Origin of the sequence: Bartonella sp. CL266QHHD (genome assembly GCF_042195355.1) — a bacterium.
Classification (GTDB): Bacteria; Pseudomonadota; Alphaproteobacteria; order Rhizobiales; family Rhizobiaceae; genus Bartonella.
Genome location: NZ_JBHIOD010000058.1, coordinates 70581 through 97043 on the forward strand (window position 1 = coordinate 70581; position 26463 = coordinate 97043).

The 26463-nt window shown below is 37.8% G+C and carries 17 protein-coding genes; 13 read left to right on the forward strand and 4 right to left on the reverse strand.

What is annotated here, in order from left to right; genetic code table 11:
* The first annotated feature begins 904 nt into the window (after positions 1 to 904).
* The 9 genes from thiC (at position 905) to ACFIK7_RS08065 (ending at position 12611) form a co-directional block, all read left to right on the forward strand.
* Positions 905 to 2740 carry a phosphomethylpyrimidine synthase ThiC gene (thiC, locus tag ACFIK7_RS08025; RefSeq protein ID WP_273791113.1) on the forward strand — a complete coding sequence of 612 codons (1836 nt, stop codon included), beginning with the start codon at positions 905 to 907 and terminating at the stop codon, positions 2738 to 2740.
* On the forward strand, positions 2737 to 3687 hold the full coding sequence (gene thiO, locus ACFIK7_RS08030) for a glycine oxidase ThiO (RefSeq protein WP_273791114.1): 951 nt from the start codon (positions 2737 to 2739) through the stop codon (positions 3685 to 3687). The genes thiC and thiO overlap by 4 nt, the downstream gene beginning before the upstream one ends.
* Positions 3688 to 3690: 3 nt before the next feature.
* Positions 3691 to 3888 carry a sulfur carrier protein ThiS gene (gene thiS / locus ACFIK7_RS08035; RefSeq protein ID WP_375630804.1) on the forward strand — a complete coding sequence of 66 codons (198 nt, stop codon included), beginning with the start codon at positions 3691 to 3693 and terminating at the stop codon, positions 3886 to 3888.
* Between the two features lie 4 nt (positions 3889 to 3892).
* The gene (locus ACFIK7_RS08040) at positions 3893 to 4666 is read left to right on the forward strand and encodes a thiazole synthase (protein WP_273791116.1); all 774 of its coding nucleotides are present in this window, start codon (positions 3893 to 3895) and stop codon (positions 4664 to 4666) included.
* Entirely contained in the window at positions 4663 to 5268 is a 606-nt protein-coding gene (locus ACFIK7_RS08045) for a thiamine phosphate synthase (protein ID WP_273791117.1), read from the forward strand. Before ACFIK7_RS08040 ends, ACFIK7_RS08045 begins: the two co-directional genes overlap by 4 nt.
* A complete protein-coding gene (locus ACFIK7_RS08050) occupies positions 5259 to 6017 on the forward strand; it encodes a hydroxymethylpyrimidine/phosphomethylpyrimidine kinase (RefSeq protein WP_273791118.1) in 759 nt (252 codons plus the stop codon). Before ACFIK7_RS08045 ends, ACFIK7_RS08050 begins: the two co-directional genes overlap by 10 nt.
* Before the next feature lie 446 nt (positions 6018 to 6463).
* Entirely contained in the window at positions 6464 to 7303 is an 840-nt protein-coding gene (locus ACFIK7_RS08055) for a uracil-DNA glycosylase family protein (RefSeq protein WP_273791211.1), read from the forward strand.
* Between the two features lie 73 nt (positions 7304 to 7376).
* Positions 7377 to 10004: an aminopeptidase N gene (gene pepN, locus ACFIK7_RS08060; protein ID WP_375663203.1), complete on the forward strand. Its 2628-nt coding sequence runs from the start codon at positions 7377 to 7379 to the stop codon at positions 10002 to 10004.
* 285 nt (positions 10005 to 10289) lie between these two features.
* Positions 10290 to 12611, forward strand: coding sequence for an ATP-binding protein (locus ACFIK7_RS08065; protein WP_375630809.1), 2322 nt, complete (start codon positions 10290 to 10292; stop codon positions 12609 to 12611).
* Here ACFIK7_RS08065 and ACFIK7_RS08070 read toward each other — a convergent pair.
* The gene (locus ACFIK7_RS08070) at positions 12608 to 13132 is read right to left on the reverse strand and encodes a methylated-DNA--[protein]-cysteine S-methyltransferase (protein ID WP_273791214.1); all 525 of its coding nucleotides are present in this window, start codon (positions 13130 to 13132) and stop codon (positions 12608 to 12610) included. The two genes, ACFIK7_RS08065 and ACFIK7_RS08070, sit on opposite strands and share 4 nt — an antisense overlap.
* Positions 13133 to 13949: 817 nt before the next feature.
* Here ACFIK7_RS08070 and carB point away from each other — a divergent pair.
* The 3 genes from carB (at position 13950) to ACFIK7_RS08085 (ending at position 19413) form a co-directional block, all read left to right on the forward strand.
* A complete protein-coding gene (carB, locus tag ACFIK7_RS08075; RefSeq protein WP_375630813.1) occupies positions 13950 to 17435 on the forward strand; it encodes a carbamoyl-phosphate synthase large subunit in 3486 nt (1161 codons plus the stop codon).
* A gap of 245 nt (positions 17436 to 17680) precedes the next feature.
* Positions 17681 to 17890 (forward strand): cold-shock protein, encoded by a 210-nt coding sequence (locus tag ACFIK7_RS08080; protein ID WP_012754908.1) that lies wholly within the window; start codon positions 17681 to 17683, stop codon positions 17888 to 17890.
* A gap of 320 nt (positions 17891 to 18210) precedes the next feature.
* Positions 18211 to 19413 carry a pyridoxal phosphate-dependent aminotransferase gene (locus ACFIK7_RS08085; RefSeq protein WP_375630815.1) on the forward strand — a complete coding sequence of 401 codons (1203 nt, stop codon included), beginning with the start codon at positions 18211 to 18213 and terminating at the stop codon, positions 19411 to 19413.
* A gap of 1156 nt (positions 19414 to 20569) precedes the next feature.
* On the opposite strand, the gene ACFIK7_RS08090 is transcribed toward ACFIK7_RS08085, so the two are convergent.
* Positions 20570 to 21475 carry a LysR family transcriptional regulator gene (locus ACFIK7_RS08090; RefSeq protein ID WP_273791217.1) on the reverse strand — a complete coding sequence of 302 codons (906 nt, stop codon included), beginning with the start codon at positions 21473 to 21475 and terminating at the stop codon, positions 20570 to 20572.
* Positions 21476 to 21517: 42 nt separating this feature from the next.
* Positions 21518 to 22474: a thioredoxin-disulfide reductase gene (gene trxB / locus ACFIK7_RS08095; protein ID WP_375630817.1), complete on the reverse strand. Its 957-nt coding sequence runs from the start codon at positions 22472 to 22474 to the stop codon at positions 21518 to 21520.
* Positions 22475 to 22784: 310 nt separating this feature from the next.
* Between trxB and ACFIK7_RS08100 the strand changes: the two genes are divergently transcribed.
* The gene (locus ACFIK7_RS08100; RefSeq protein WP_273791219.1) at positions 22785 to 24179 is read left to right on the forward strand and encodes a TrkH family potassium uptake protein; all 1395 of its coding nucleotides are present in this window, start codon (positions 22785 to 22787) and stop codon (positions 24177 to 24179) included.
* 1212 nt (positions 24180 to 25391) lie between these two features.
* Here ACFIK7_RS08100 and ACFIK7_RS08105 read toward each other — a convergent pair.
* Positions 25392 to 26450, reverse strand: a complete 1059-nt coding sequence (locus ACFIK7_RS08105; protein ID WP_375663204.1) for a glycosyltransferase family 4 protein — start codon at positions 26448 to 26450, stop codon at positions 25392 to 25394.
* Between the last annotated feature and the right edge of the window lie 13 nt (positions 26451 to 26463).

The window sequence follows — 26463 nt, forward strand, 5'->3', positions numbered from 1 at the left end:
GCTTACGATTTTCAAAAGATTCAAAACAATATTATTTTTAATAATAAAGATTAAGTATTGTTTCACGCTTTTGTTTATCGCATTCTTAATGGGAACATCCCCCTCATGAAGAATAGAATGCTCCAAACAAAATATAATGATATTGCATATTACGCACTTTTTAAAGAAATATTGCTCAAAATATACTCCTTTTATTTTACGACAGCGCACGTCAATAATAAAATAGTAAGCCATTATAGATCATCAGCGTTAAGCTTTTGAAGATACAAGCTGGAACCCATTATACATTTTACTGTCCCCCACGTTTTGACAGTCCTCACATCTTAGAATATTCATTAAATGACATTGGGCTTCCTTTCTTCAAGTGTTTTGCCCCATACGCCCCCACTTATGACGTGCAAGGAAGTGATTTTATATGAAAAGATGTATGATGAGAGAATCTTATGGTATTCTGAGTTATTATTTTAATATGAAAAAAATCTCAATCAGAGCCATAAACTATCTACTTTTTCCCTGATAATCCGTTTTTAACTTTATTCTGGTTTATAAAAGCTTCAATATCATAGTTTATCACTTCATAATATCTATTTACACTCTTAAAAACACACCAAAATCGTTTAAAATATATTTTTATGATTGACAATATAGATATTTAAGCCAACCATATTCGTATTAACAAAAATACTTCAAGTGGGAGGAGGCATGCAAATATTAGAATAGATATTGTATCAATTTTCAAAATAACTTTTCTTGAGCTGTATTGGATTTTCTTTGCTACAAAGCAATATTATTCCTATTCACTCGGATGCTCGTGATTGATAATTTGAATACATCTCCATTAACATCGTAACTCCATTAACATCGCAACCTATTTTTGAACTCTGTGTCTATAAGGAAAAAGTTTGTGCAGAAAAATACTCCATCAATCAGTTGTAGCCCCTTTCCCGCTTCACGCAAAATTTATCAACAGAGCCTTCTCTTTTCTGATGTGCGCGTACCATTGCGTGAAATTTCACTGACTGATGGCAGTGGTGAAAAACCTTTAAACGTCTACGATACTTCTGGCCCCTATACAGATAAAGATATGATCATTGATATTACAAAAGGCTTGCCAGCAATTAGCTTACCTTGGCTCTCTAAGCGGGATGATACTGAAACTTATCCTGCACGATTAGTTAAACCTGAAGATAATGGATTGACTTCTGATAAAAATCTTACACCAGCCTTTAAACAAAAACGTCCTATTTTACGAGCAAAAAATGGCAAAGCAATTACACAAATGGCTTACGCACGCGCAGGCATTATTACCGAAGAAATGGAATATGTGGCTATACGAGAAAATGAAGGATTAGCAGTAAAAGAACGGCAGAATGTACCATCAAATGAAACATTTTCTGGATCAATACCAGAAATTTATACTGCCGAATTTGTTCGCAATGAAATTGCTTGTGGACGCGCCATTATTCCACAAAACATTAATCATCCAGAGTGCGAACCCATGATTATTGGGCGTAATTTCCGTGTTAAAATTAATGCCAATATTGGTAATTCAGCAGTAACGTCATCTATGGAAGAAGAAGTTGATAAAATGGTTTGGGCCATTCGCTGGGGAGCAGATACAGTTATGGATCTCTCTACAGGACGAAATATTCACAATATTCGTGAATGGATTATCCGAAATTCTCCTGTGCCCATCGGAACAGTCCCTCTTTATCAAGCACTCGAAAAAGTACAGGGTATTGCCGAAAACTTAACATGGGATATTTTCCGTGATACCCTTATTGAGCAAGCAGAGCAAGGTGTTGATTATTTTACCATTCATGCAGGATTAAGATTACCATTTATTCCTATGACCATTGATCGTGTAACAGGTATTGTTTCACGAGGCGGTTCTATTATGGCAAAATGGTGTCTCCATCATCACAAAGAAAGCTTTCTCTATGAACATTTTGATGAAATTTGTGATGTTGCAAAAACATATGATATCTCTCTTTCATTGGGGGATGGATTGCGCCCTGGCTCTATTGCCGATGCCAATGATGAAGCCCAATTTGCAGAGCTTAAAACTTTGGGAGAATTGACAAAAATTGCTTGGAAAAAAGATGTACAGGTTATGATTGAAGGTCCTGGGCATGTCCCAATGCACAAAATTAAAGAAAATATGGAGCAACAATTAGATCTTTGTCATGAGGCGCCTTTTTATACTTTGGGACCTCTTACAACGGACATTGCTCCTGGTTATGACCATATTACATCAGCAATTGGTGCCGCTATGATTGGATGGTTTGGAACTGCTATGTTGTGTTATGTAACACCTAAAGAACACCTAGGACTCCCCGATAGGAATGATGTAAAAACTGGTGTGATCACTTATAAAATTGCTGCTCATGCCGCTGACCTTGCTAAAGGTTTGCCTAGAGCACAATTGCGCGACAATGCTCTTTCGCGTGCACGATTTGATTTTAGATGGCACGATCAATTTAACCTTTCTCTTGATCCAGAAACAGCCTGTGCCTTTCATGATGAGACAATGCCTAAAGAAGCCCATAAATTAGTGCATTTTTGTTCCATGTGTGGACCAAAATTCTGTTCTATGCGTATTTCCCATGATATTCGTGAGGCAGCTGCAATAAGAAAAACAAAAGGGGAAGGTATGATCGCCATGGCCGAAAAATATCAGAAAAATGGTGACCTTTATATGGAAACTGTTCCTCCTCAAAAAAAGAAAGTAAACAGTTGAAAAACATTCTTATCAAAGGTGCAGGTGTAGGCGGCTTAACAGTTGCCTTTATGTTACAGCAAAAAGGTGCTTCTGTTACTGTATCGGCCCCCCCTCATTCACCTATAGGAAGTGCTAGTTGGTATGCAGGAGGAATGCTTGCACCTTACTGTGAAAGGGAAAGTGCAGAACAAATTGTTGAAGATCTTGGTGTACAAGCTATACAATGGTGGCGTAAAACGCTCCCCAACCTTGTCATACAAAAAGGCACTTTAGTGGTTGCACCTACACGAGATAGAGGAGAGCTTGAACGATTTTCTGTGCGTACGCATAATCACAAAACCGTAGATAATACAGAAATAGCTCATCTTGAACCAGATCTTGCGGAACGTTTTAACTGTGCACTCTTTTATGAAAATGAAGCCCATATTGATCCTCGCAAAGCACTTATGGCTTTAAAAGAAAAGCTTCTCAACAATGGAGCCTGTTTTGTTGATGTAGAAATAGCTGAAAAAAAATTTGATATTGTTATTGATGCGACAGGAATAGCACGTTTAGGAAAAGATAAAAATATACGGGGCGTACGTGGTGAAATGCTTCTCGTGCGCTGCACCGATATTAAAATTTCGCGTCCAATTCGTCTTCTTCATCCACGGTTTCCTCTCTACATTGTACCTCGACAAGATAATATTTTTATGATTGGTGCAACGATGATTGAAAGTGACTTTGATGGTGCAATCTCTGTAAGATCAATGATGGAACTGCTCAACGCGGCTTATACTTTACATCCTGCTTTTGCTGAAGCAGAAATTATTGAATCTGGCGTTGGTGTTCGTCCATGTTATCCTAATAACTTCCCTTCTGTGCATAAAGATGGTAACTTTATTTCTATTAATGGATTTTATAGACATGGTTTTCTGTTGTCTCCAGAAATGGCAAAACGAGCAATGGAATTGGCATTGGAATAAAACATGCAAGTATTTGTTAATGGTGAAACAGTCCAAACAGAAGTTATGACTCTCGGTCTCTTGCTTGAAGAATTGGGGTATGAAGGAAATTGGCTTGCAACTGCTGTTAACGCTGAAGTTGTTCCCATAGATGCACGAAGCCAATTTGTCTTGCATGAAGGAGATAAAATTGAAATTTTAAGCCCAATGCAAGGAGGCTAAAATTATGCTGAATCTTTATGGACGACAATTCTCTTCCCGTCTTCTATTAGGTACAGCGCAATATCCTTCACCAGCAATCCTTCGTGATGCTATTCATAAATCGAATACGGAAATTGTAACTGTTTCCTTGCGCCGTGAAACTGCAGGTGGAAAACAAGGTGGACAATTTTGGAAATTTCTTCAAGAACTTGGGGTAACAGTGCTTCCTAATACTGCTGGTTGTTATACTGTTAAAGAGGCCGTAACCACAGCCCAATTAGCAAGAGATCTTTTTAAAACGGCTTGGATTAAACTCGAAATTATCGGTAATTCAGATACCTTACAGCCAAATATTTTTTCCTTAATCGAAGCTGCTCAAATTTTAAACAATGAAGGTTTCAAAATTTTTGCCTATACAACGGATGATCTCATTGTTGCTGAAAAACTTTTTGACATTGGTTGCCGTGTTATTATGCCTTGGTGTGCTCCTATTGGTTCTGCCAAAGGACCTCATAATACTGATGGATTGCGTTCTATCCGTGCTTACCTTCCTGATGCTACTCTTGTTATTGATGCCGGCATTGGACGCCCATCACATGCCGCCATTGCGATGGAACTCGGTTATGATGCAGTACTGCTTAATACCGCAGTTGCTAAAGCAGGTGATCCTGTCTTAATGGCTGAAGCATTTTCTAAAGCTGTTCAAGCAGGACGTATGGGATATAAAGCTGGCATGATCGAAGCACGCAGTGTAGCAGTCCCTTCAACGCCAATCATTGGAAAAGCAGTATTTTCATGAAACTGGATCCATTTTACCTCATCGTTGATAACGCTGATTGGATTGAACGTTTGCTTCCTCTTGGTATCAAGCTCGTACAATTGCGTATGAAACATGAAAATCAACAAATAATCCGTCAACATATCAAGCGTGCAAAAAACATATGCAATAAATTGGGAGCACAATTAATTATTAATGATCATTGGGAAATAGCAATTGATGAAAAGTGCAATTTTATTCATCTGGGACAAGAAGACCTGAGCAATGCTGATCTTCACGCAATTCGTAAAAGTGATATAAAAGTTGGTCTTAGTACACATGATGAACATGAATTGGATACCGCACTCTCTGCTAATCCTGAGTATATTGCACTTGGTCCTATTTATCCGACAATCTTAAAAAAAATGAAATGGATGCCGCAAGGATTAGAGAAAATCAAACAATGGAGAAAGCGGATTGGTGCTTTACCTTTGGTGGGTATTGGTGGTTTAACACCAGAACGCGCAGTTGGTGTTTTAAAAGCAGGAGCAAATAGTGCTGCTGTTGTGACTGATATTATCCTCCATAAAAAACCTGAAGAGCGTGTACAGCAGTGGATAAAAGTGACACAAACATGGCGTTGATACCTTCCATTCTTATTGTTGCGGGCACTGATCCAACAGGAGGTGCTGGTATTGTTCGTGATATAGAAACCTCTGCGCATTTTCAAATAAAAGCAAATTTAGCAATTACTTGTGTTAACGTACAAGATGATAATCGCGTTGTCGAAATCATTCCAATGCGTGGAGACCTCGTCGCTGCGCAAATGCGTGCTGCCCTAGAAGCAAATCCAATAAGCGCAATAAAAATCGGTATGACGGGGACAAAAGCAATTATAGCAGCAATCTGTAACGTACTCAAAGACTATCCCCATGTTCCAGTTATTTTGGACCCTGTACTTGTCGCTTCATCAGGAGGAAAACTAATAACGGAAACAATCATCGACACTATGATCGATAAACTGCTTCCTCATGTTGATCTTTTAACACCGAATAGAGAAGAACTCGCTCTTCTTAGCCAAAGTCCATTGGCATCTCATGATAAGCAAGCAATACAACAAGCAAAAAAACTTTTGTCATTGGGAGCTCGCTCTATTTTAGTAAAAGGGGGACATGCGGAGGGGCCTCTTGCAATTGATAGCTTCATTGACAAAACTGAAGTCATAAATATCTCTACTCCACGTTTAAAAGGAACAATGCGAGGAACAGGTTGCATTCTCTCAAGCGCTATTGCAGCGCATTTAGCATTAAATGAACCTCTCATTTCAGCGGTAAAAAAAGCAAAAGAATATATCCACACATTGCTTTTAACTCATTGTAAAAATAGTTTATAACGTCTTAGTATTTTTTTCATATAAAATTAATGTTTATATATTCATTAATATATTTATTTTTTTAATAAAAATTATTTAAAAAATATAATAATAAAAAATTTATACTTTATTTTATAAATAAAATACTACAAAAGTAACTTTAATTAAGTATTAAATATATAATACAATGATAACAAATATTATAACACCACTTGCATTCAGTAAAAAAATCTTTTATTATGAATGAGTTTAGTCTGTTTAAAAAGTTGAAATAGCGCAATTTAAACAAATTGTACATTTAAAGATGTATATAATCGCGAACACTCGCATTTTACGATTTGCCTTTTTTGTGAAAAGAGAGAATCCTATCAGCGTTCTTATACATTAATGGCTAGCGAATACATTTAATAAAACTTGAAGGATAATTTTGTTTGATCTATAATCGCTAGATCATTAGAAAAAGTAAAATGTTAAATCAAACGCCGTGCTCAATTTCCTATGAAGAACTCTTAAACTTTTATAAAGAAAGTGGTGCGGATGCCGTTCTGACGGATTTCCCTATTGATCGTTTTAAGCAGTCTGCTTGTTCAGAGAGAAAATTAATATCTGTCGTGAACATTTCTCATAATCAACAAGCATCTCCCAAAACATCTCCAACCGTAAAATTAGATCATCATCAGCTGCATAACTCTAGGACTATACAAAATGAATCCACAGCTATAGAGAGTGCAAAAAGTGCCAAGACACTTGATGAATTAAAATCTGCTCTCCTTGCATTTAATGGCTGTTCATTAAAATTGACAGCAAAAAATACCTGTTTTTCAGATGGAACAGCAGGAAGCCCCCTGATGCTTATAGGCGAAGCACCAGGACGAGACGAGGATATACAAGGAATTCCTTTTGTGGGAAAAGCCGGGATGTTGCTTAATAAAATCCTCGCATCAATTGGCTTAACAAGAAATAATGTTTACATTGCCAACACTATTCCTTGGCGTCCACCAGGAAATCGTACACCAACACCAAGAGAAGTTGCCTTGTGCCGCCCTTTTATTGAACGGCACATTTATTTAGCGCGTCCTCGTGTTCTTATAGCACTGGGAGGTGTTGCTGCACAGTTTCTTACTGGATCTCAAAATGGAATTATCCGAACAAGAGGGAAATGGCATATCTATGAAAGCGAGGATAATATAAAAATACCTGTTATGCCAACTTTCCACCCAGCCTACCTTCTTAGAACCCCTAGTCAAAAGAAGCTTACATGGATAGACTTCTTAGAAGTAAAAAATCGCCTCGACAGCCTTTTGTAATTCTTTAATCCTATCTTGCTTCTAAAATTAACACACCCTTCTTTAACTCTTAAAATACAAATGGGAAAAAACTATGAAACAGCCAATAACATCTATTTATCGTTTGGAAGACTACCAACCAACACCTTACGTTATCCCTAAAACACAACTTTCTTTCCAATTGGCACCGACAAAAACCTATGTTACAGCCATATTGTCTATTGAATCCCGTCACGATACAAAAGAATTAACACCTCTTGTTCTTTCTGGTGATGATCTTACTTTAATTTCCGTTTCTATTAATGATGAGATATTAGCCCCAAACACTTATAAAGTGACGCCTTCACGTTTAGAAATTACAACGCCACCAACGGCTCCTTTTACATTGAAATTGGTTACAGAACTGAATCCTGAAAGCAACCGCCAACTTATGGGGCTTTACCTTTCAAATGGTGTTTATTGCTCACAATGCGAATCGGAAGGTTTTCGTCGTATTACTTATTTTTACGACCGCCCAGATGTTCTTTCTACCTATAGAGTGAAAATTGAAGCAGATTCCCAAACAATCCCAATCTTGCTTTCCAATGGTAATCTGGTGGAAACAGGAACTTTAGAGAATAATCGCCATTTTGCCATTTGGGAAGATCCTTATCCCAAACCATCTTATCTCTTTGCTTTAGTAGGTGGAGATCTTGATAAGTTAGAAGACCATTTTACAACTGTATCTGGACGACGTATCGAGCTTGGTATCTATGTAGAAAAAGGAAAAACCGAACGCGCAACCTATGCAATGGATGCTCTTAAACGTTCCATGCGTTGGGATGAACAATGTTTCGGACGCGAATATGATCTTGATGTTTTCAATATTGTTGCTGTGTCCGACTTTAACATGGGAGCAATGGAAAACAAAGGCCTTAACGTTTTTAATGATAAATATGTTCTTGTCGATCCTGAAACAGCAACCGATCAGGATTATAGAAATGTTGAACGTGTCATTGCACATGAATATTTCCATAATTGGAGCGGTAATCGTGTTACCTGTCGCGATTGGTTTCAACTCTGTTTAAAAGAAGGATTCACTGTTTATCGTGATCAGGAATTTTCATCAGATCAAAATGTACGCAGCCTACAGAGAATTGAAAATGTAAAAGCATTAAAAGCAACGCAATTTGCAGAAGACGCAGGACCTCTTGCGCATCCTGTACGTCCTCGTCAATATAGCCAAATTAATAATTTTTACACCACAACTGTTTATGAAAAAGGTGCTGAAGTTGTTCGCATGATACGAACTATTTTAGGTCCTATTCTGTTTCGTAAAGGCACTGATCTTTATTTTCAACGTCATGATGGACAAGCTTGTACAATTGAAGATTTTATTACCTGTTTTGCTGAAGTGTCTGGTCAAGACTTCTCCCAATTCATGCTATGGTATGAACAGGCAGGAACACCCAATGTAGAAATCGATAGTCATTATAGCGATGGTGTTTTAACAATTCATGCAAAGCAACATATTCCCGCAACCCCACAACAAAATACAAAAAAGCCCATGCTTATCCCTATCGTATTTGGCTTGTTAGGACCTAACGGAGAAAACCTCACCTATGAAGCAGATACAGATATTCAATCAGATGTTATGCTTTTATCCAAGGAAAGCCAAACGTTTACATTAAAGGGACTGCGTGAAAAACCCGTTTTATCACTGCTGCGGGACTTTTCAGCACCAATCATTCTACACACTCCATTCAATGAAAGAGAACTTATTTTTCTTGCACAACATGATGACAATCACATCAATCGCTGGCAATCTCTTAATCATTTAATGACGCAAGCTTTGATTCAAAGCATTCAAGATAAAACACAAGAAAAAGCAACACTCCCTTCTGCTTTGCTAAAGCTGATTGAAACGATCATAACAGATGAAACCTTAGAGCCTGAATTTCGTGCCTTCTGTTTAAATTTACCTAGTGAAGTTGAGCTTGCTCATACAATCGGTAAAAATATTGACCCAGATCGTATTCATTATGTCCGCAATCAGTTTTTAGCTTCACTTGCACAAACTCATCAAGAGCTCTTAACAAAATTCTATGGACAAATGCAAACCCAAGAGCCCTATTCACCAAACACTGCACAAGCTGGAAAACGAGCATTAAAGAATATCATACTGGATTACCTTTCCATTGCTGAAGCCAATCCAAATCGAGCTGCTATACAATATGCAACAGCTGATAATATGACTGACCGTATGGCTAGTATCGCTGTTCTCGTGAAGCGTTTTAATGAAAGTGAGCAGGCACAAAATACCTTAAATGATTTTGAAAACCGCTATCGGCATGACCCTTTGGTCATGGATAAATGGTTTTCTATTCAAGCAATGGTTGCTGGCACATCAACACTCGAGAATGTTCAAAAGCTCATGCAACATCCGCTTTTTTCACAAGATAATCCTAATCGTGTACGTTCCCTAATCGGTGTTTTTGCCTCTAACAATCTCACGGGCTTTAATAGGATGGATGGAGCGTCTTATCATTTTCTTTGCCAAGTCATTTTGGAAATTGACAAAAAAAATCCACAGCTTGCTTCACGATTATTAACAATGATGCGCTCTTGGCGACAATTAGAACCTATTCGACAACAAAAACTTGAAACTGAATTAAAAATGATTGCTGTTGCGCCAAAATTATCAAGCGATGTTGCTGATATCATTAATCGTCTGCTCACTTAAAACAAAAAATTATTTTAAATCAATATGCTATAATATTTTTTTAAATAAATTCTATAAACTATTCGATCATCATTAAACCTATAAACAGGTAATCTAAGCCTGTTTATAGGTCACGTTTAAAGTGCTTTTTTCTTTTCATATTCCAAAATTATAAAAGTAAAATTATTTTTTTAAAAAAAAGACTGGACAGAAGACTCCTGTTTTGATTCATTGCACTCGATGGGGTTACTATGAATATCGAAGCAGTTTTTAAATCACATTATTCCAGAATTAAAGGAACGCGAGATGGCTAAATTGGACGCATATAATGCGCCAAGGGAGGTGTATGCTGATTCAAAATCAAGCGCTCAAAGTCGCAAGGAGCGGACAGAGCGTACCAATCTGTTTTCTGGTCCTGCCTATCAAAAACTTCTTTTTATTGAACCTTGGCTGCGACGTTCACTCCCATTTGTAATTCTTGCATTTCTTGTTACGCTAGCAGCGATCCGTTTCCTATCAATCTATGATTGGCGCAACACAATTGATAAAAACACGCATTCTACCATCACTCTCTTAGCTTCTCATATTACCAATACGATTGACCGTGACTTACTTGCAGCCACTCGACAAGGAAAAACTGCTGTTCTTTCTCATAATCATTTACAAAATATCCTGACTAATTTTCGTAACAAAGGTCTTATAAAAACCAGCGCTGTTATTGCTATTGTCGATCAAAAAGGCAATGTCCTAGCTTCATCAAGTTCCGAGATTGTCTTAGGAAAACCCTTACAGGATTTTACCTCTGAAAGCATTGCTTTACAAGCTCTAGGAAAACATGCTGGAATCATGAAAATTACAATAGGAAAAGATATTCCTGCTCTCGCTTCCTTTCAGCAAACAGAAAATGGACAATATGGGGTATTCATCAGTGAAAAAATGCAACATATTTACATGGAATGGCGGAAAGCTCTCTCGTTAAATATAACCATGTTTATTGGAACTAGTGGCGTTATCCTCGCTCTTCTTTATGCTTATTACAACCAAATTGTACGAGCACGCAAAACAGATCTTGTTTCAGAAAAAATTCAAAACCGTATTGATATGGCAATGATGCGTGGACGCTGTGGACTATGGGATTGGAATATGGCAAGTGGACGTGTCTACTGGTCACGAGCAATGTACGAAATGCTCGGCTATGTCCCTCAAGATGCACTGCTCTCAATTTCCCAAATTAGCGCCATTATCAATCCAAATGATGCGAATTTTTTTGATCTTGCTCAGGAATTAATGAGCGGTAAAAAGAAGCATATCGATATTAACGTTCCTATGCGTCATGCTGATGGTCATTATGTATGGATGCGCATTCGTGCCGAAGTTACTGAAGAAGAAGAACCCCATTTGGTTGGTATTTCCTTCGATATTAGTGAACAGCAACAATTGGCTGAACAAACAGCGCAAGCCGACCTTCGTATCCGTGATGCGATTGAAAACATTTCAGAATCTTTCGTTTTGTGGGATGCTGAAGGACGTTTAGTCATGTCCAACAGCAAATTTTGCGAATATGCCGCTATTCCTAAACAAATTCTCCAATCAGGTATCCAACGTGCAACGGTCGAAGCCATGGCACGCCCTGCACTCAGTGAATATCCCCTTAAAGATGATGGTACTGGTAACTTAACCAGTATTCGCCAAACGGCAGATGGTTGTTGGCTCAAAATTAACGAACGACGAACCCAAGATGGAGGATTGGTTTGTATTGGTACTGACATTTCTGAGCTTAAACAACAACAGGAAAAATTTGAAGACAGTGAAAGGCGTCTTTTTTCTTTCATTCAAGAACTCAAGCGCGCGCGAGGGAGTGCTCAACAACGCGCAACAGAAGTTGAAAAACTTAATAAAAGTTTGAAAGCAGAAAAAGAACGCGCCGAAAGTGCTAATAAGGCTAAATCAGAATTTTTAGCCAATATGTCTCATGAATTGCGCACGCCTCTGAATGCTATTCTTGGTTTTTCAGATATCATGTTGCAATCGACTTTTGGTCCTCTTGGTTCACAACGCTATAAGGAATATATGCATGATATTTACAATTCAGGAACCCATCTTCTAACCCTTATCAATGACATCCTTGATATGTCAAAAATCGAAGCAGGAAGATTTACGCTTGATTGTAAAAATACCGATCTTGAGCCCATCATTAGTGAAGCAGTACGAACACTAACACCTCAAGCTCAAGAAAAAAATATTGTTGTTACAACAAACATTACCCCAGAACTTCATGCTGAAGTTGATGGTCGTGCAATGAAACAGATTTTCCTTAATCTCATCTCTAATGCCGTTAAATTTACGCCTTCTGGCGGAAATATTGATGTCTGCGCTTTCAAGAAAAAAAATAACCTTATTTTTAAAATTACAGATACAGGCGTTGGTATTCCCCAATCAGCAATTAAAAAACTTGGGCAACCTTTTGAACAAGTCGAAAATCAGCTCACTAAATCTCATACGGGCTCAGGTCTTGGATTAGCCATTTCACGCTCCTTGCTAGAACTCCACAAAGGAAAACTTGAAATTACTTCAAAAGAAATGAAAGGAACAACTGTAACGATTATAATGCCCATCACACAAAGTTAAATTTTTCCATTTTGTTCCCGTTGTAGTAAAATCTGTTTCCGTTTTTCCCCCCAACGATACCCTGAAATAAAACCATTTTTACGCACAACACGATGACACGGAATGATAATAGCCAATTCGTTACGTGCACAGGCATGAGCAACGGCACGAAAAGCTTTCGGCATACCAATACGGCATGCTAAGATCTCATATGAAATTGTTTCACCACATGGTATATCACATAATACTGCCCATACTTGTCGTTGAAAAACTGTACCATTTATATCTAAGGGAAAATTATATTTTTTTACCAGCTTAGGTGTTTCTATCATGGCTATAATATGGGCAACTTCTCTCTTAAATGTATTGTCACCTACAACTTGTTGTGCATCACCAAAGCGTATCGTAAACTCCTGTAATAATTGCTCTATAGTGTCTCCTAACGCTATATGACAAATCCCTTTTTGAGACCTAGCCACCAAAAGCTTTCCTATTGATACATCTTTCAGACAGAATACTCTCGTTTGGGAAATATTCAGCATTTTAGTCTTCTTTATATTTTAAAAAGTTTTGAACATCATCCATAAAGTAAAGGGAGAGTATTCACTATCTTTTAAAAACAAACAAAATCATTCTGAAATTATCTCCTTAGCCATTGTATTAAAATACACTCTCACCTTTTTATGAAATGGAAAGATACATAGATTGACTTTCTTCCTACCCTAAGACGGAAACTTCGACCAGAGCTGATCTATCAACAATCTTGCTTTTTATATAACAGATTCCAACTGAACCCATTTGATATGGTTTATTTCATAAGCTCTCTACAGACAAATCCTGCTCTGAATTCTATCATACACTCTAACAAAAACACCTTAATGTGGTAAATTTTCATACCTTATATCACAACTCTAAACGGCAGTATTTTACGGAACAACACGATAAGCTTCCCATTTTATTTTACGAAATCCCATCGAACCATAAATAATAGCTTATGTTTTACAAGCAACAGAAAAAGCGCGTGCTCTCTTAAGCAAAAAACGTCATAAAACACAAAGAAAGTATGCCGGCAATGGATTGGAAAGATGTCCCGGCTTTTTATGCTCCACAGTATGCTTGAATATTCTAATTTGTTGGAGCACTGTTATTATTTTTTATCAAAGGTCATACTTTTGATAAACTGACGAGATGACTCAACTCAAAAAAGAAATTTATCTTCAATTTTATGAAAAAAAGCATGGAAAAGGTATTTTAATGCTTACTTTCTTTGTCACTTAACTTATAAAATGACGGTAGCCTCAGAACTAAAATATTTTGCCCGCAACAATCGCACACAGATATTTGTCATAGGAAAAAGTCATGCCCAAACGCACAGATATAAAATCTATTCTTATCATCGGAGCAGGACCTATTATCATTGGTCAGGCATGTGAATTTGATTATTCAGGCACTCAAGCCTGTAAAGCATTAAAAGAAGAAGGTTACCGAATTATTTTGGTAAATTCTAATCCTGCCACGATTATGACAGATCCAGATCTAGCTGATGCAACTTATATAGAGCCCATTACTCCTGAAATAGTTGCCAAAATTATTGCTCACGAGCGTCCCGATGCCCTTTTGCCCACTATGGGAGGACAAACAGCCCTCAATACTGCTTTATCATTAAAGCGTATGGGTATTTTAGACCGCTACCATGTTGAAATGATAGGAGCCAATGCTGATGCTATTGATAAAGCTGAAGATCGTGCTTTATTCCGCCAAGCGATGGCAAAAATCGGTTTGGAAACGCCACGCTCTATGTTAGCCAATGCAACAGAACTGAAAGAAGAAAATCGCCAACAACACGCAAAAACGTGTGCTGAACTTAAAGCAAAACTTTCTGGTGCTGCGCTTGACAAAGCACTCGAAGAACTTGAGCGCAACTGGCGACATACCGAAGCTGATCGCAAACAACATTATATCGCTCATGCAACAGCAAAAGCAGTTCAAGCTCTTGATGTTGTTGGGCTTCCAGCTATTATTCGTCCTTCATTCACCCTTGGTGGAACTGGTGGTGGAATCGCTTATAACCGCTCTGAATTCTATGAAATTATTGAACGTGGGCTTGAAGCTTCACCAACAACAGAAGTATTAATTGAAGAAAGTGTTTTAGGGTGGAAAGAATATGAGATGGAAGTTGTTCGTGATAAGAACGACAACTGTATCATCGTTTGTTCTATTGAAAACATTGATCCAATGGGGATTCATACCGGTGATTCGATCACTGTAGCACCTGCTCTCACCTTAACCGATAAAGAATATCAATGTATGCGTAATGCTTCGATTGCTGTTTTGCGCGAAATTGGTGTTGAAACGGGAGGATCCAATGTACAGTTTGCTGTCAATCCTGAAAATGGGCGCCTCATTGTTATTGAAATGAATCCGCGTGTTTCTCGCTCTTCAGCGCTTGCCTCAAAAGCAACGGGGTTTCCCATTGCCAAAGTAGCGGCTAAACTGGCTGTTGGTTATACACTTGATGAATTAAAAAATGATATCACGGGTGGTGCAACACCAGCATCATTTGAACCTTCTATTGACTATATTGTGACAAAAATTCCTCGTTTTGCGTTCGAAAAATTTCCCGGTTCATCACCTGTCCTCACAACTGCGATGAAATCTGTAGGAGAAGTCATGGCAATTGGACGCACTTTTCAAGAATCGTTACAAAAAGCACTCCGTGGACTTGAAACAGGGCTTACGGGTCTTGATGAAATTGTGATTCCAGAGCATGCTGAAGGTGATGAAAAAAGTTCTATACGCTCAGCCATTGCCATACCAAGCCCTGATCGTCTACGCTATATTGCTCAAGCCATGCGCACAGGCTTACCCTTAAATGAGATTCACCAAATTAGCAAAATTGATCCGTGGTTTTTAGAACAAATAGCCTCCATCATTGAAATGGAGCAGCGTATCCGCATTCATGGATTACCCCAAGACGCAGATAATTTACGTATGTTAAAAGCTATGGGCTTTTCAGATGCGCGATTAGCCTCCCTTACAGGGAAAGAACCGGATTATATCGCTGCTTTACGTAAATCACTGAATGTTAAACACGTCTTCAAACGGATTGATACTTGTGCCGCTGAATTTTCTTCTCCTACAGCCTATATGTATTCAACATATGAAGTTCCCTTTGCAGGTGTAGAGCACTCGGAAGCACACGTTTCTGAACGCAAAAAAATTGCTATTTTAGGCGGTGGACCAAACCGCATTGGGCAAGGTATTGAATTTGATTACTGTTGCTGCCACGCTGCTTTTGCACTGCGTGATGCAGGATTTGAAGCGATTATGATTAACTGTAATCCTGAAACAGTTTCAACCGACTATGATACCTCTGATCGCCTTTACTTTGAATCTTTAACAACAGAAGACGTTATCGCTATTTTAGAAGCAGAACAGGAAAAAGGAGATTTGGTTGGAGTCATCGTCCAATTTGGCGGACAAACACCCTTGAAATTGGCAAGCGCTCTAGAAAAACACAATATCCCCATCCTAGGTACTTCACCTGACGCTATCGACTTAGCAGAAGATAGAGACCGCTTTCAAAAACTGTTATTTAAACTTAATTTAACACAACCTCAAAATGGTATTGCCCACTCCATTGAACAAGCACGCCTCATTGCCCACGAACTAGGCTTCCCTTTGGTTGTACGTCCCTCTTATGTTTTAGGAGGACGTGCTATGCAAATTATTCGTGATGAACGTAGCTTACAAAATTATTTACTTGAGAGTGTCCCTGAATTAATTTCAGAAGATATCAAAGTCCGTTATCCTAACGACACAACAGGACAAATCAATATATTGCTTGGTAAAAATCCGCTTCTCTTTGATACCTATTTAACAGAAGCAATTGAAGTAGATGTTGATTGTCTATGTGATGGCAAAGAAACACTAATCGTTGGTATTATGGAACATATTGAAGAAGCTGGTATCCACTCTGGTGATTCAGCATGTTCTCTACCAGTCCATACGCTCTCAAATAAAATAGTTACTGAATTAGAGCGTCAAACCAAAGCATTAGCACAAGCACTTCATGTTCGCGGCTTAATGAATGTACAATATGCTATAAAAGATGACACCATTTATGTCTTAGAAGTCAATCCCCGTGCTTCACGTACTGTCCCATTTGTTGCAAAAACGATTGGTCGCCCTATTGCTAAAATGGCTGCACGTATTATGGCAGGAGAAACGCTTCATGATGCTCTTCAGGCTTATGGTGGATTACCTTCTTTGCAAAAAAAACAACATATTGCCGTCAAGGAAGCCGTATTTCCTTTTGCTCGTTTTTCAGGTGTTGATACACTTCTTGGTCCAGAAATGCGCTCAACCGGTGAAGTTATGGGACTTGACTATGAATTTTCGCTTGCTTTTGCTAAAGCCCAACTTGGAGCTGGTGTAAAACTCCCTAAAGAGGGAACTTTGTTCGTTTCTGTAAGAGATGAAGATAAAAAACGCATCTTAAATCCTGTAAAACGTTTAACTGAGCTTGGCTTTTCTGTTGTCGCCACAAGTGGAACACAAAAATTTCTCACCGAACACCACGTTGAAGCAAAAAAAATTAACAAAGTTCTAGAGGGACACCCCCATATTGAAGACGCTATTCGTAATCGCAAAATTCAATTGATTTTTAATACAACTAGCACGGCCAGTGCCATCTCAGATTCAAAATCATTACGTTATGCAGCCCTCATGCAAAATGTTCCCTATTATACAACAATAGCTGGAGCCGAAGCCGTTGTAGAAGCGATCAAAGCACTCAAAAAAAGGCGCCTTGAAGTACGTTCACTACAAAGTTATTTCAGTTGAATTTTTCTACTTAACAAAATGTACACTGTTTCCTTATTTTTTCTTTATATAAAAATTGATTAAGACTTGCTTTTTGTTCCAAAAACTTTTATAGAGGTTTCATCGAATTTTCGGTTACGTGACTTTCTTTCCTGTGCAATCTGCACTTTCGACGAAACTTCTCCCACCTAATTTCGATCTACAACCGTATTGAAGAAATGAAAGCTTCAATACTCAATATAATTATATATTCTAAGGAGTTTCCTATGTCTACAGGAACAGTTAAGTGGTTTAATACAACAAAAGGTTTCGGATTCATTCAACCTAGTGATGGTAGTGCAGATGTATTTGTACACATTTCTGCTGTCGAGCGTTCTGGTCTAAACAGTCTTAATGAAGGGCAAAAAATTTCTTATGATGTTCTTCAAGATCGTCGTTCAGGAAAATTTGCCGCTGGTAACCTTGCAGCCCTTTAAAGTTTAAATTCTGCAATATTTTATTTAAAAATCTTCGTCTGTAATGACGAAGATTTTTTTTATTTTGTATAAAGCATCATTTTACCTTGTTAACATAAAAGACTGCTTATCTCCTTTGCACAATTTATCAAACCTCCCTTATACTTCCTCAAAACTTTCATAAAATCTACAAAGAGATTATCTTGTGAAATCTCAAAAAAGAAGAATATAAAGCCCGTGTAAGAGTATTTTGGAAGTTTTTTATTGCATACAATATAATCTCTTATAGAATATCCTTAAAGCAATAACCATTTGTTGATATAATATAAGGATTTAAAATTATGGCTTTTATTGCCGACAAACTGTCTCTTATCAAACCTTCTGCAACAATAGCTGCTTCTCAAAAGGCCCGCCATTTAAAAGCATTAGGGCGCAATGTTATTGCTTTAAGTGCTGGAGAGCCAGACTTTGATACCCCAGAAAACATCAAAAACGCGGCTATTGAAGCTATTCGAAGAGGAGAAACAAAATACCCTCCCATATCTGGAATTCCAGAATTGCGCCAAGCAATTTCTGCAAAGTTTAAAAGAGAAAATAACCTTCTTTACCAACCAGAACAAATTATTGTTGGTACCGGTGGAAAACAAATTCTCTTTAATGCATTCATGGCAACTTTGAATAAAGGAGATGAGGTCATCATTCCATCCCCTTATTGGGTTAGTTATCCAGAAATGGTCGCACTCAACGATGGTAAGCCTGTCTTTTTAGAAACGAAAGCCGAATTTTCTTATAAACTCCAACCCCAAGAGCTAGAAGCTGCCATTACCCCCAAAACCAAATGGTTCATCTTTAACTCTCCTTCAAATCCATCAGGTGCTGCTTATACACATAATGAATTGAAAAAACTCACAGATGTTTTAGTAAAATATCCTCATGTTTATATCCTTTCCGATGATATATATGAACATCTCACATATGAGGGTTTTACCTTTGTTACTCCAGCTCAAGTAGAACCAGCGCTTTATGAGCGTACACTCACAATGAATGGTGTTTCTAAAGCCTATGCGATGACGGGATGGAGAATCGGCTATGCAGGCGGACCAAAAGAATTAATTAAAGCCATGGATACCATTCAAGGACAGCAAACATCTGGAACAAGTGTCATTTCACAATGGGCTGCGGTTGAAGCACTCAACGGGCCACAAGACTTTATTGCTAAAAATAAAAGTATTTTTCAAACACGCCGTGATCTCGTTGTCTCCATGCTAAATCAAGCTCCTGGCATTCACTGTCCAACGCCTGAGGGTGCTTTTTATGTTTATCCTTCTTGCTCCGGAATTATTGGAAAGAAAACACCTAACGGCCAATGTATTACCAATGATGAGGACTTCGCCATAGCGCTTCTAGAAACAGAAGCTGTTGCTGTCGTCCAAGGATCTGCTTTTGGACTTGGATCAGCTTTTCGTATTTCTTATGCAACATCAGAAGAATTACTTGAAGAAGCTTGTATACGTATACAGCGCTTTTGCAACAGTCTAATTTAAAATTTTTAAATATCATCTCTTGTGATTGTTTTTACCGAATGTCAGTATATCCGAGAAAATATCGGAAACTGTGTCATGGTCTAAATCTATCGATTCAGCAAAAATATCTATGAATAAACACAAAAATAGAGGCTGTAGATAAAGATCAAAAAAATCTAGCTATCAAATAAATGAATCGGTCTATTATCATAAGAGATGAAAAACCTATTCTGCTTTCTCCATTCAATTTATAACTCTAAAAAAGACCGAGCGCTTTTAAACACAATTGCCCTTATAATCAAAGGCCCTTACAATAAAATCTCTTCTATTTCTCGGCTTCTTCTTCGTCCTAAAATGAAGAAGAAGCCACCTCCCATCGTTGTGTAAGCAATCCAGTTTCCTTTAAGTTCTATCTAATAACTACTTGATTTACTTCATAGGCTTTATGAACAAGACCTGCCTTAAATATTCACCTCACACTCTAATAAAAAGCACTTCATGTATAAGGTTTTAAATATTTTATATCACACCCCTAAAAGACAGACTTTTATGGTATAACAGGATAAATCTCTCTTAAACTCCTCATTGAATTTTAGTATTCTTAAAAAATTGTTGGATATCCACAAGTTTCGAAATTTTTTCCTTATCATCTTCCCATATATTGCAATTTCTAAGGACTCTTTCAAAAATAATAAAAAAAAGCCGGACATATTGTCCGGCAAATTTGGAAAATCTTCAGAGATAAAATCAATCTGATAGATCTTCGTAAGGGAACACTCAAGAAAACGCACTGGGAGGCAACATAATCAAGAGATAGCATTCTATGTCATTTTATAAGCAAAAGCACAATAAAGACTTAAGCGTATCTGCTATGCAATAAACACATAGCTTTAAATTTGTCTCCATTATGTAGCACTCTCTTTAATTAAATATAAAAATGTAAGCTACACCATCACACGATTGTCCATTATATAATAGCTCTCACGTTTGCTAGCATTTGTAAAAAAACATTTATCCCTTTTTTCAAAAATATTTACCCGCGCAGACTCCCTCCACTTTTAATGTGCAACGAATAATTTTAATTGATTCAATATGAGCAAATTTGAAACGAAAGAATATTACGGGAGTCTCAAGTTGCAAAACAGCTAATTGTTCCTTATAAATTAAGACATTAATATTAAAAAGACCACTGACGAGCTTTTAAAAAAATATAATCTCGAAAAGCATTTAACCTTGCCAAATTCTTTAAATTATAAGGATAACAAAAAAAAGTATCAAAAGAAGGAATATCAACCATATCAGGAAAAAGACGCACCAAATGCTCATCATTATTGACGATATAATCAGGAAGCACAGCAATCCCAAGATCACGCATAAGCGCATTCTTTATTGAGATGATATTGTTGATTTGTAGAACTGAAACGCGCAATGATCCATCACTTCTACCAGCCTTTTCCAACCAATTTAAACCAGACAAATAAGGTGGAACAGGTTCACCGAACGAAATAATACGATGCTCATCGAGATCAGATAATTTTTCCGGCTTTCCATAATTTGCAATATACTTTTCCGAAGCATAAACATGCATATGAATTGTAAAGAGTTTTCTTTGTATAAGATCAGGTTGTTTGGGTTGATGTAAGCGAACAGCACAATCCGCATGACACATTGTCAAATCAAGCTCTTCATCGGAAAGCAAAAGCTGAACCTGCATATCAGGATAAAGACTAAGAAATTCTGGCATACGCTCTGCAATCCACCCTGCCCCCATTCCAAAGGTCGAGGTCACACGCAAGTGCCCCGTTGGTTTTGCATAGCTTTCACTTAATTGCAAACGCACACTTTCAAGCTTCATCAAAACATCATGAGCTGTACGATAAAGAGTTTCTCCCTGTTCTGTAAGAATCAAACCACGCGCATGACGTTGAAATAAGGATACCCCAACCTCTTGTTCTAAAGCCGAAACCTGTCGTGAAACGGCTGATTGAGATAAATGAAGTTTTTGAGCAGCATGCGTAAAAGATCCCGCTTCTGCTGCAGCGTGAAAAACCCTTAACTTATCCCAATCCAACGGTGGCGCCACAATTAATTCTACCTCTATATTCTCTATTTTCTCAATGAGTTACTAACGCTTGGATATATCCAAAAACCGTTCTGCTTCCAACGCTGCCATACATCCTCTTCCCGCAGCTGTTACAGCTTGGCGGAATGTTTCATCTGTCACATCCCCAGCAGCAAAAACACCAGCAATGCTTGTTGCTGTTGAGTCCGGTGCTGTCCATAAATAGCCGCCTCGTTTTTGTTTCAGCTGTCCTTCAAACAGAGAAACAGCAGGATCATGCCCAATGGCAATAAATATGCCCTCTGCATTCACTTTCATCTCATGACCTGTCTTAACATTTTTCAGACGTGCCCCTGTTACAACAGCGCCCATTGCCCCCTGTGCTGGCAGCCCCAGAATTTCTTCGACCACATGATCCCAAAAAACACGCACATTATTACAAGCCAGCAACCTATCTTGCAAAATTTTTTCTGCCCGAAACTGCCCCCGCCTGTGAACCACGCTTACACTCTTAGCCAAATGCGATAAATAAAGTGCTTCTTCAACAGCCGTATTTCCTCCTCCCACGACAATAACGTCCTTATCACGATAAAAAAAGCCATCACATGTAGCACAAGCGGAAACACCTCCGCCCATAAAGGTCTGTTCACTTTCTAAACCAAGCCAGCGTGCTTGAGCTCCTGTTGCAATAATCAGTGCATCACAAGAATATTGTGTTCCTGAATCCCCATATAAGACAAAAGGATACTTCAACAAATCAGCCTTTATAATTGTATCATAGACAATTTTTGTCCCCATATTCTCAGCTTGTTTTGCCATTTGTTCCATCAACCATGGTCCTTGAATGGGATCTGCAAAACCTGGATAATTCTCAACATCAGTTGTAATTGTTAATTGTCCACCCTGCTGCAAGCCCGTCACCAAAACCGGCTTAAGCATTGCTCTTGCTGCATAGATCGCCGCTGTATAACCAGCCGGACCTGAGCCAATAATCAGCAGACGAATATGCGATTGCACCATTAAATCCCCTTCACTTTATTATAAATTAATTATTCTATAAATGATAACGGAATGCAGCCTTTTAAAAAAATATTTTTCAAGAGCCCTAATTATGTTATGTATACTTCTTTTCAAGTTTTATGAAAAGGTCTGATTACTAATTCATCAAGGCACGCTAATGTTAAGAATTAATCCTTATCCTATAAAGAGAAAAATGTAACTTCTTATGAGCACAAAACCATAATAAAAAGAGATACAAAGATAGGGAACGATCATTTTTCAATTTATTATCAATGTCTGTGCACGTTTTGCCTTAATCATGGGAGGAGCAATGCTTTTGCCAATTTTTGTGGATTTGCACGACAACAATCGTAATTGGATAAGCTTTCTCTATTCTTGTGCCATAACCACCATGTTAGCAACGCTGATTCTTTTAGCAACTAAGGGAGCTACTTGTCGCTTTTCAGCACGGCTTGGCTTTATGCTCACTGTTTGTCTTTGGCTTACAGGAAGCATCGTAGGTGCCTTACCTCTTTATCTTTCTCCTCTTCCCATCTCTCTAGCAGGAGCCATTTTTGAATCTGTTTCTGGAATTACAACAACAGGCTCCACAGTCCTTTCTGATCTTGATAATTTATCGCGAAGTATTTTATTATGGCGTTCTCTTATATGCTGGATTGGGGGCATTGGTTTTATCGGTTTAGCCCTCTTAATTTTGCCTTCACTGCGTGTGGGTGGCGTGCGACTTTTTCATATGGAATCATCTGATAAATCTGAAAAAATATTGCCTCGCATCAACCAAATTGCTAACGGAATTATCATCGCTTATGTTGGGTTAACATTGGCTTGTATGCTTTCTTATTTTGCTGCAGGCATGAATTTATTTGATGCCATTAACCATGCAATGAGTACAGTAGCAACAGCTGGTTTTTCAACGCATGATGCTTCTTTTGGCTATTTTTCTGATAAACCAGCCATCTTAATTATTTCAACAATCTTCATGTTGCTTTCTGCTTTACCCTTCGTACTTTATGTTAAATTAGTCCTTCCTGGACACTCCAAACGCTTCCTTGACCCACAAGTGATTGTTTTTCTCCATATCGTTCTCCTTTTCAGCTTTGCTTTAGCGGCATGGCTACGGTTTTATGATCATCGCGCGTTCCACTTGATTTTCCTTGATGTCATTTTTCACCTTTCATCCATTATTAGCACCACAGGTTATAGCGCTGAAGATTATCAACTTTGGGGACCGTTTGCGCTTGGAATTTTCTTCATTGTTTCTTTTACAGGCGGATGTGCTGGTTCTACTTCTGGTGGCATGAAAATCAATCGCCTCATTATTCTTTGGCGTATTACACAAACAAATATAGAAAAACTTCTTTCTCCTAATGTCGTTGTAAAAGCGCGCTACGATCACTCAAATATATCAAATGATGTTGCTCAAGCCGTTTTGTTTTTTGTCTGTCTTTATATGTTTTGCCTTGTTATCGGCACTGCACTTTTGCTTACAACCGGTCTTGACTTTACCTCTGCCTTTACGGGGGTCTTAACCGCACTTTCAAATGTTGGTCCAGGCTTTGGAGATATTATTGGCCCCACTGGTAATTTCTCTACAATCAACGACCATGCTTTATGGATTTTAAGTTTTCTAATGTTAGCTGGACGCCTTGAAATCATAACAATATTCGTCCTTTTTATTCCCGCTTTCTGGCGTGAACAATTCTAATGCAGAGAGTATTTTATTCTACCATGATAAAAAATTTACAAGATAAAAAGGTGTGAACAGTATGCATCATAATATTCACCCCTTACTCAATCCACTGAAGATTTTCTAAAATTCTATACAAATCATCATATCAATGATATAAAAATAATTCAACAAAAACAATCAAATACCAATATTTTCAAAGTCATAACATATAAAGCTTCACTTTATTGATCTTCTTTATCAAATAAAGTGGACGCATAGAACATTCTTTTTTACGAATAATCTCTCATGCAAAAAATATGAATATTTACTGATAAAAGTGTTTTTTCTCTTTAATAGAGTTACCTCCTTATAGAAAAAAATGCTATTATATTACGAACTCACAAGCTTATAAAAAAACATCTCACAGTACTCATCACCCCCATTCCACGACAGCCTTCATGAAAGATATAAAATGGTCACCATCATTTTTACTTAAATAACAATAAGGTGCAAGTCGGTACTACAAAATAAGATATAAATTAGTACCACCATATTATTTCTGTTAATGTCGTAACAGCTTGCATTTCAGACAATTTATAAGAAATCTCTTTACACCTTGTCTTCAATAGTTTTTATCCACCACATGCCTTCTTCCGATTGTGATGTGCTAGAGGATAGCTCTCATTGATTTAATATCAACAGATTTGACATAAGAAAATCTTACGCTACTCAAAGCTCTTATTCAAATTGAAAAGGTAAATTATCTATAAAAATCATATATATATATATATATTGATCTTAAATCCATCTTATCATGAATTTATTGAAAATATGTACGACTATTTTATCCATGGAGATAGCATCATTATCTTTTTAAGACAAGAAAACGTTTTTTTGCTATCTATTTAAGTCTTACAAAACGAACAATATCAGTACGACACCGTATAAGATAGTGCATAAATCCCCAGACTTGAGTTAAAGCATTATTTTCTTATTCTAAAACATCAATGAATAAAAGTAGCTTTCCTCTCTCCTAGTATGCTTTATCATAAACTACATATCGCTCTCAAGCGTATACATTTTTAATCTTTTATCCAAAATTTTGAGAACTTCTTATAGCGTTCTACTAAAGACAATATAAATTTTGTAAAATAACATTTATATCATTGAGCTGTTTTCTTGATGACTATGAAAAACCTTTAAGGAAAATACTTTTTATCATCCCTCAAGAAGATTTTTGATATCATATCAAAGTGTTTTTTCCGCAAACAGTTCTTTGTAAACACTTTCAATCTTGCTTGCCTCTTTTTCCAAAGGAAAGTGAGTACGAACATGGGTTAAAGCTTTCTTTCCGGCTGCCAATGTTTTTTCCACATCAGAAAAATAAGGTTCAATTGCTGCTGTTAAAGCCGCTCCATCTCCTGCTTGAACAACCGTTCCTGTTCCCTCGACCACCAATTCTTTAAAAATTCCTACATCACTCGCCACTACAGCCGTCTGTGATGCCATTGCCTCCAATGGTGTCAGACCAAAACCTTCCAAACGAGAAGGAGTCACATAAAGTGATAGACGGCGATACCACACAGGTATATCAAGCCTTTCACCAAGAAAAATAATGCGGTCGTTTAAACCAGCTTCAGCAATCTTCTGTCGTAATTTCTTTTCAAAACCATAATGCTGTTCTGTCGTACGACCAGCGATAAGTGCTGTCCATTCGGGATAGTCAGGCAATAATGCTATCATCGCGTCCACAAACAAATCAGTACCCTTTAAATAGCGCACACGCCCAAAACATCCTACTGCATATTTTCCTGGCACCCCAGTTGCTGGAAAGTAATCATCAGGAATTTTTGGGGGTGAAAAACGTCTAATATCCACTCCATGCATAATAACCTTATGAGGCACTTCTAGATAGGTTCCCGTACATACACTAGTAGCGATAACCTTATCCATACGACGAAGCAACCATTTAGTAAAAGGCTTGTGTTCGCGACGAGATGCCGAAGTAAAGATGAGTTTAAGCTTCATTCGCAAAACATCGCGTAAAAAAAACCCGCAAAGCATCTCAATATTGCGTCGTGCATGCCAAATACGAAATGGCTTCCCTTTCGGACTTTTCCAAAGTCCGAAAAGGTCCCTAAAGGCAAGAGTCGGTAAAGTTTGTGGTAAACCAAACCCCAAAGTGGATATACGCACACCCTGTTCGCGTTGCAGTGGAATAAGCTGAATAATCGTAGATGTTACTCCCGATAAACGCCTTTTAAAGTGAGGCGCAATAACCTCAGTTTCGTCCAAAGATACACGCATAATAATCCATATG

Excerpts from the sequence above, each read along its gene's own strand:
- thiS (WP_375630804.1), top strand. The coding sequence starts at position 3,691 with ATGCAAGTATTTGTTAATGGTGAAACAGTCCAAACAGAAGTTATGACT.
- ACFIK7_RS08085 (WP_375630815.1), top strand. The coding sequence starts at position 18,211 with ATGGCTTTTATTGCCGACAAACTGTCTCTTATCAAACCTTCTGCAACA.
- ACFIK7_RS08050 (WP_273791118.1), top strand. The coding sequence starts at position 5,259 with ATGGCGTTGATACCTTCCATTCTTATTGTTGCGGGCACTGATCCAACA.
- ACFIK7_RS08065 (WP_375630809.1), top strand. The coding sequence starts at position 10,290 with ATGGCTAAATTGGACGCATATAATGCGCCAAGGGAGGTGTATGCTGAT.
- ACFIK7_RS08105 (WP_375663204.1), bottom strand. The coding sequence starts at position 26,450 with ATGCGTGTATCTTTGGACGAAACTGAGGTTATTGCGCCTCACTTTAAA.
- trxB (WP_375630817.1), bottom strand. The coding sequence starts at position 22,474 with ATGGTGCAATCGCATATTCGTCTGCTGATTATTGGCTCAGGTCCGGCT.
- carB (WP_375630813.1), top strand. The coding sequence starts at position 13,950 with ATGCCCAAACGCACAGATATAAAATCTATTCTTATCATCGGAGCAGGA.
- ACFIK7_RS08070 (WP_273791214.1), bottom strand. The coding sequence starts at position 13,132 with ATGCTGAATATTTCCCAAACGAGAGTATTCTGTCTGAAAGATGTATCA.
- ACFIK7_RS08080 (WP_012754908.1), top strand. The coding sequence starts at position 17,681 with ATGTCTACAGGAACAGTTAAGTGGTTTAATACAACAAAAGGTTTCGGA.
- ACFIK7_RS08055 (WP_273791211.1), top strand. The coding sequence starts at position 6,464 with ATGTTAAATCAAACGCCGTGCTCAATTTCCTATGAAGAACTCTTAAAC.
- ACFIK7_RS08040 (WP_273791116.1), top strand. The coding sequence starts at position 3,893 with ATGCTGAATCTTTATGGACGACAATTCTCTTCCCGTCTTCTATTAGGT.
- ACFIK7_RS08100 (WP_273791219.1), top strand. The coding sequence starts at position 22,785 with ATGCTTTTGCCAATTTTTGTGGATTTGCACGACAACAATCGTAATTGG.
- pepN (WP_375663203.1), top strand. The coding sequence starts at position 7,377 with ATGAAACAGCCAATAACATCTATTTATCGTTTGGAAGACTACCAACCA.
- ACFIK7_RS08045 (WP_273791117.1), top strand. The coding sequence starts at position 4,663 with ATGAAACTGGATCCATTTTACCTCATCGTTGATAACGCTGATTGGATT.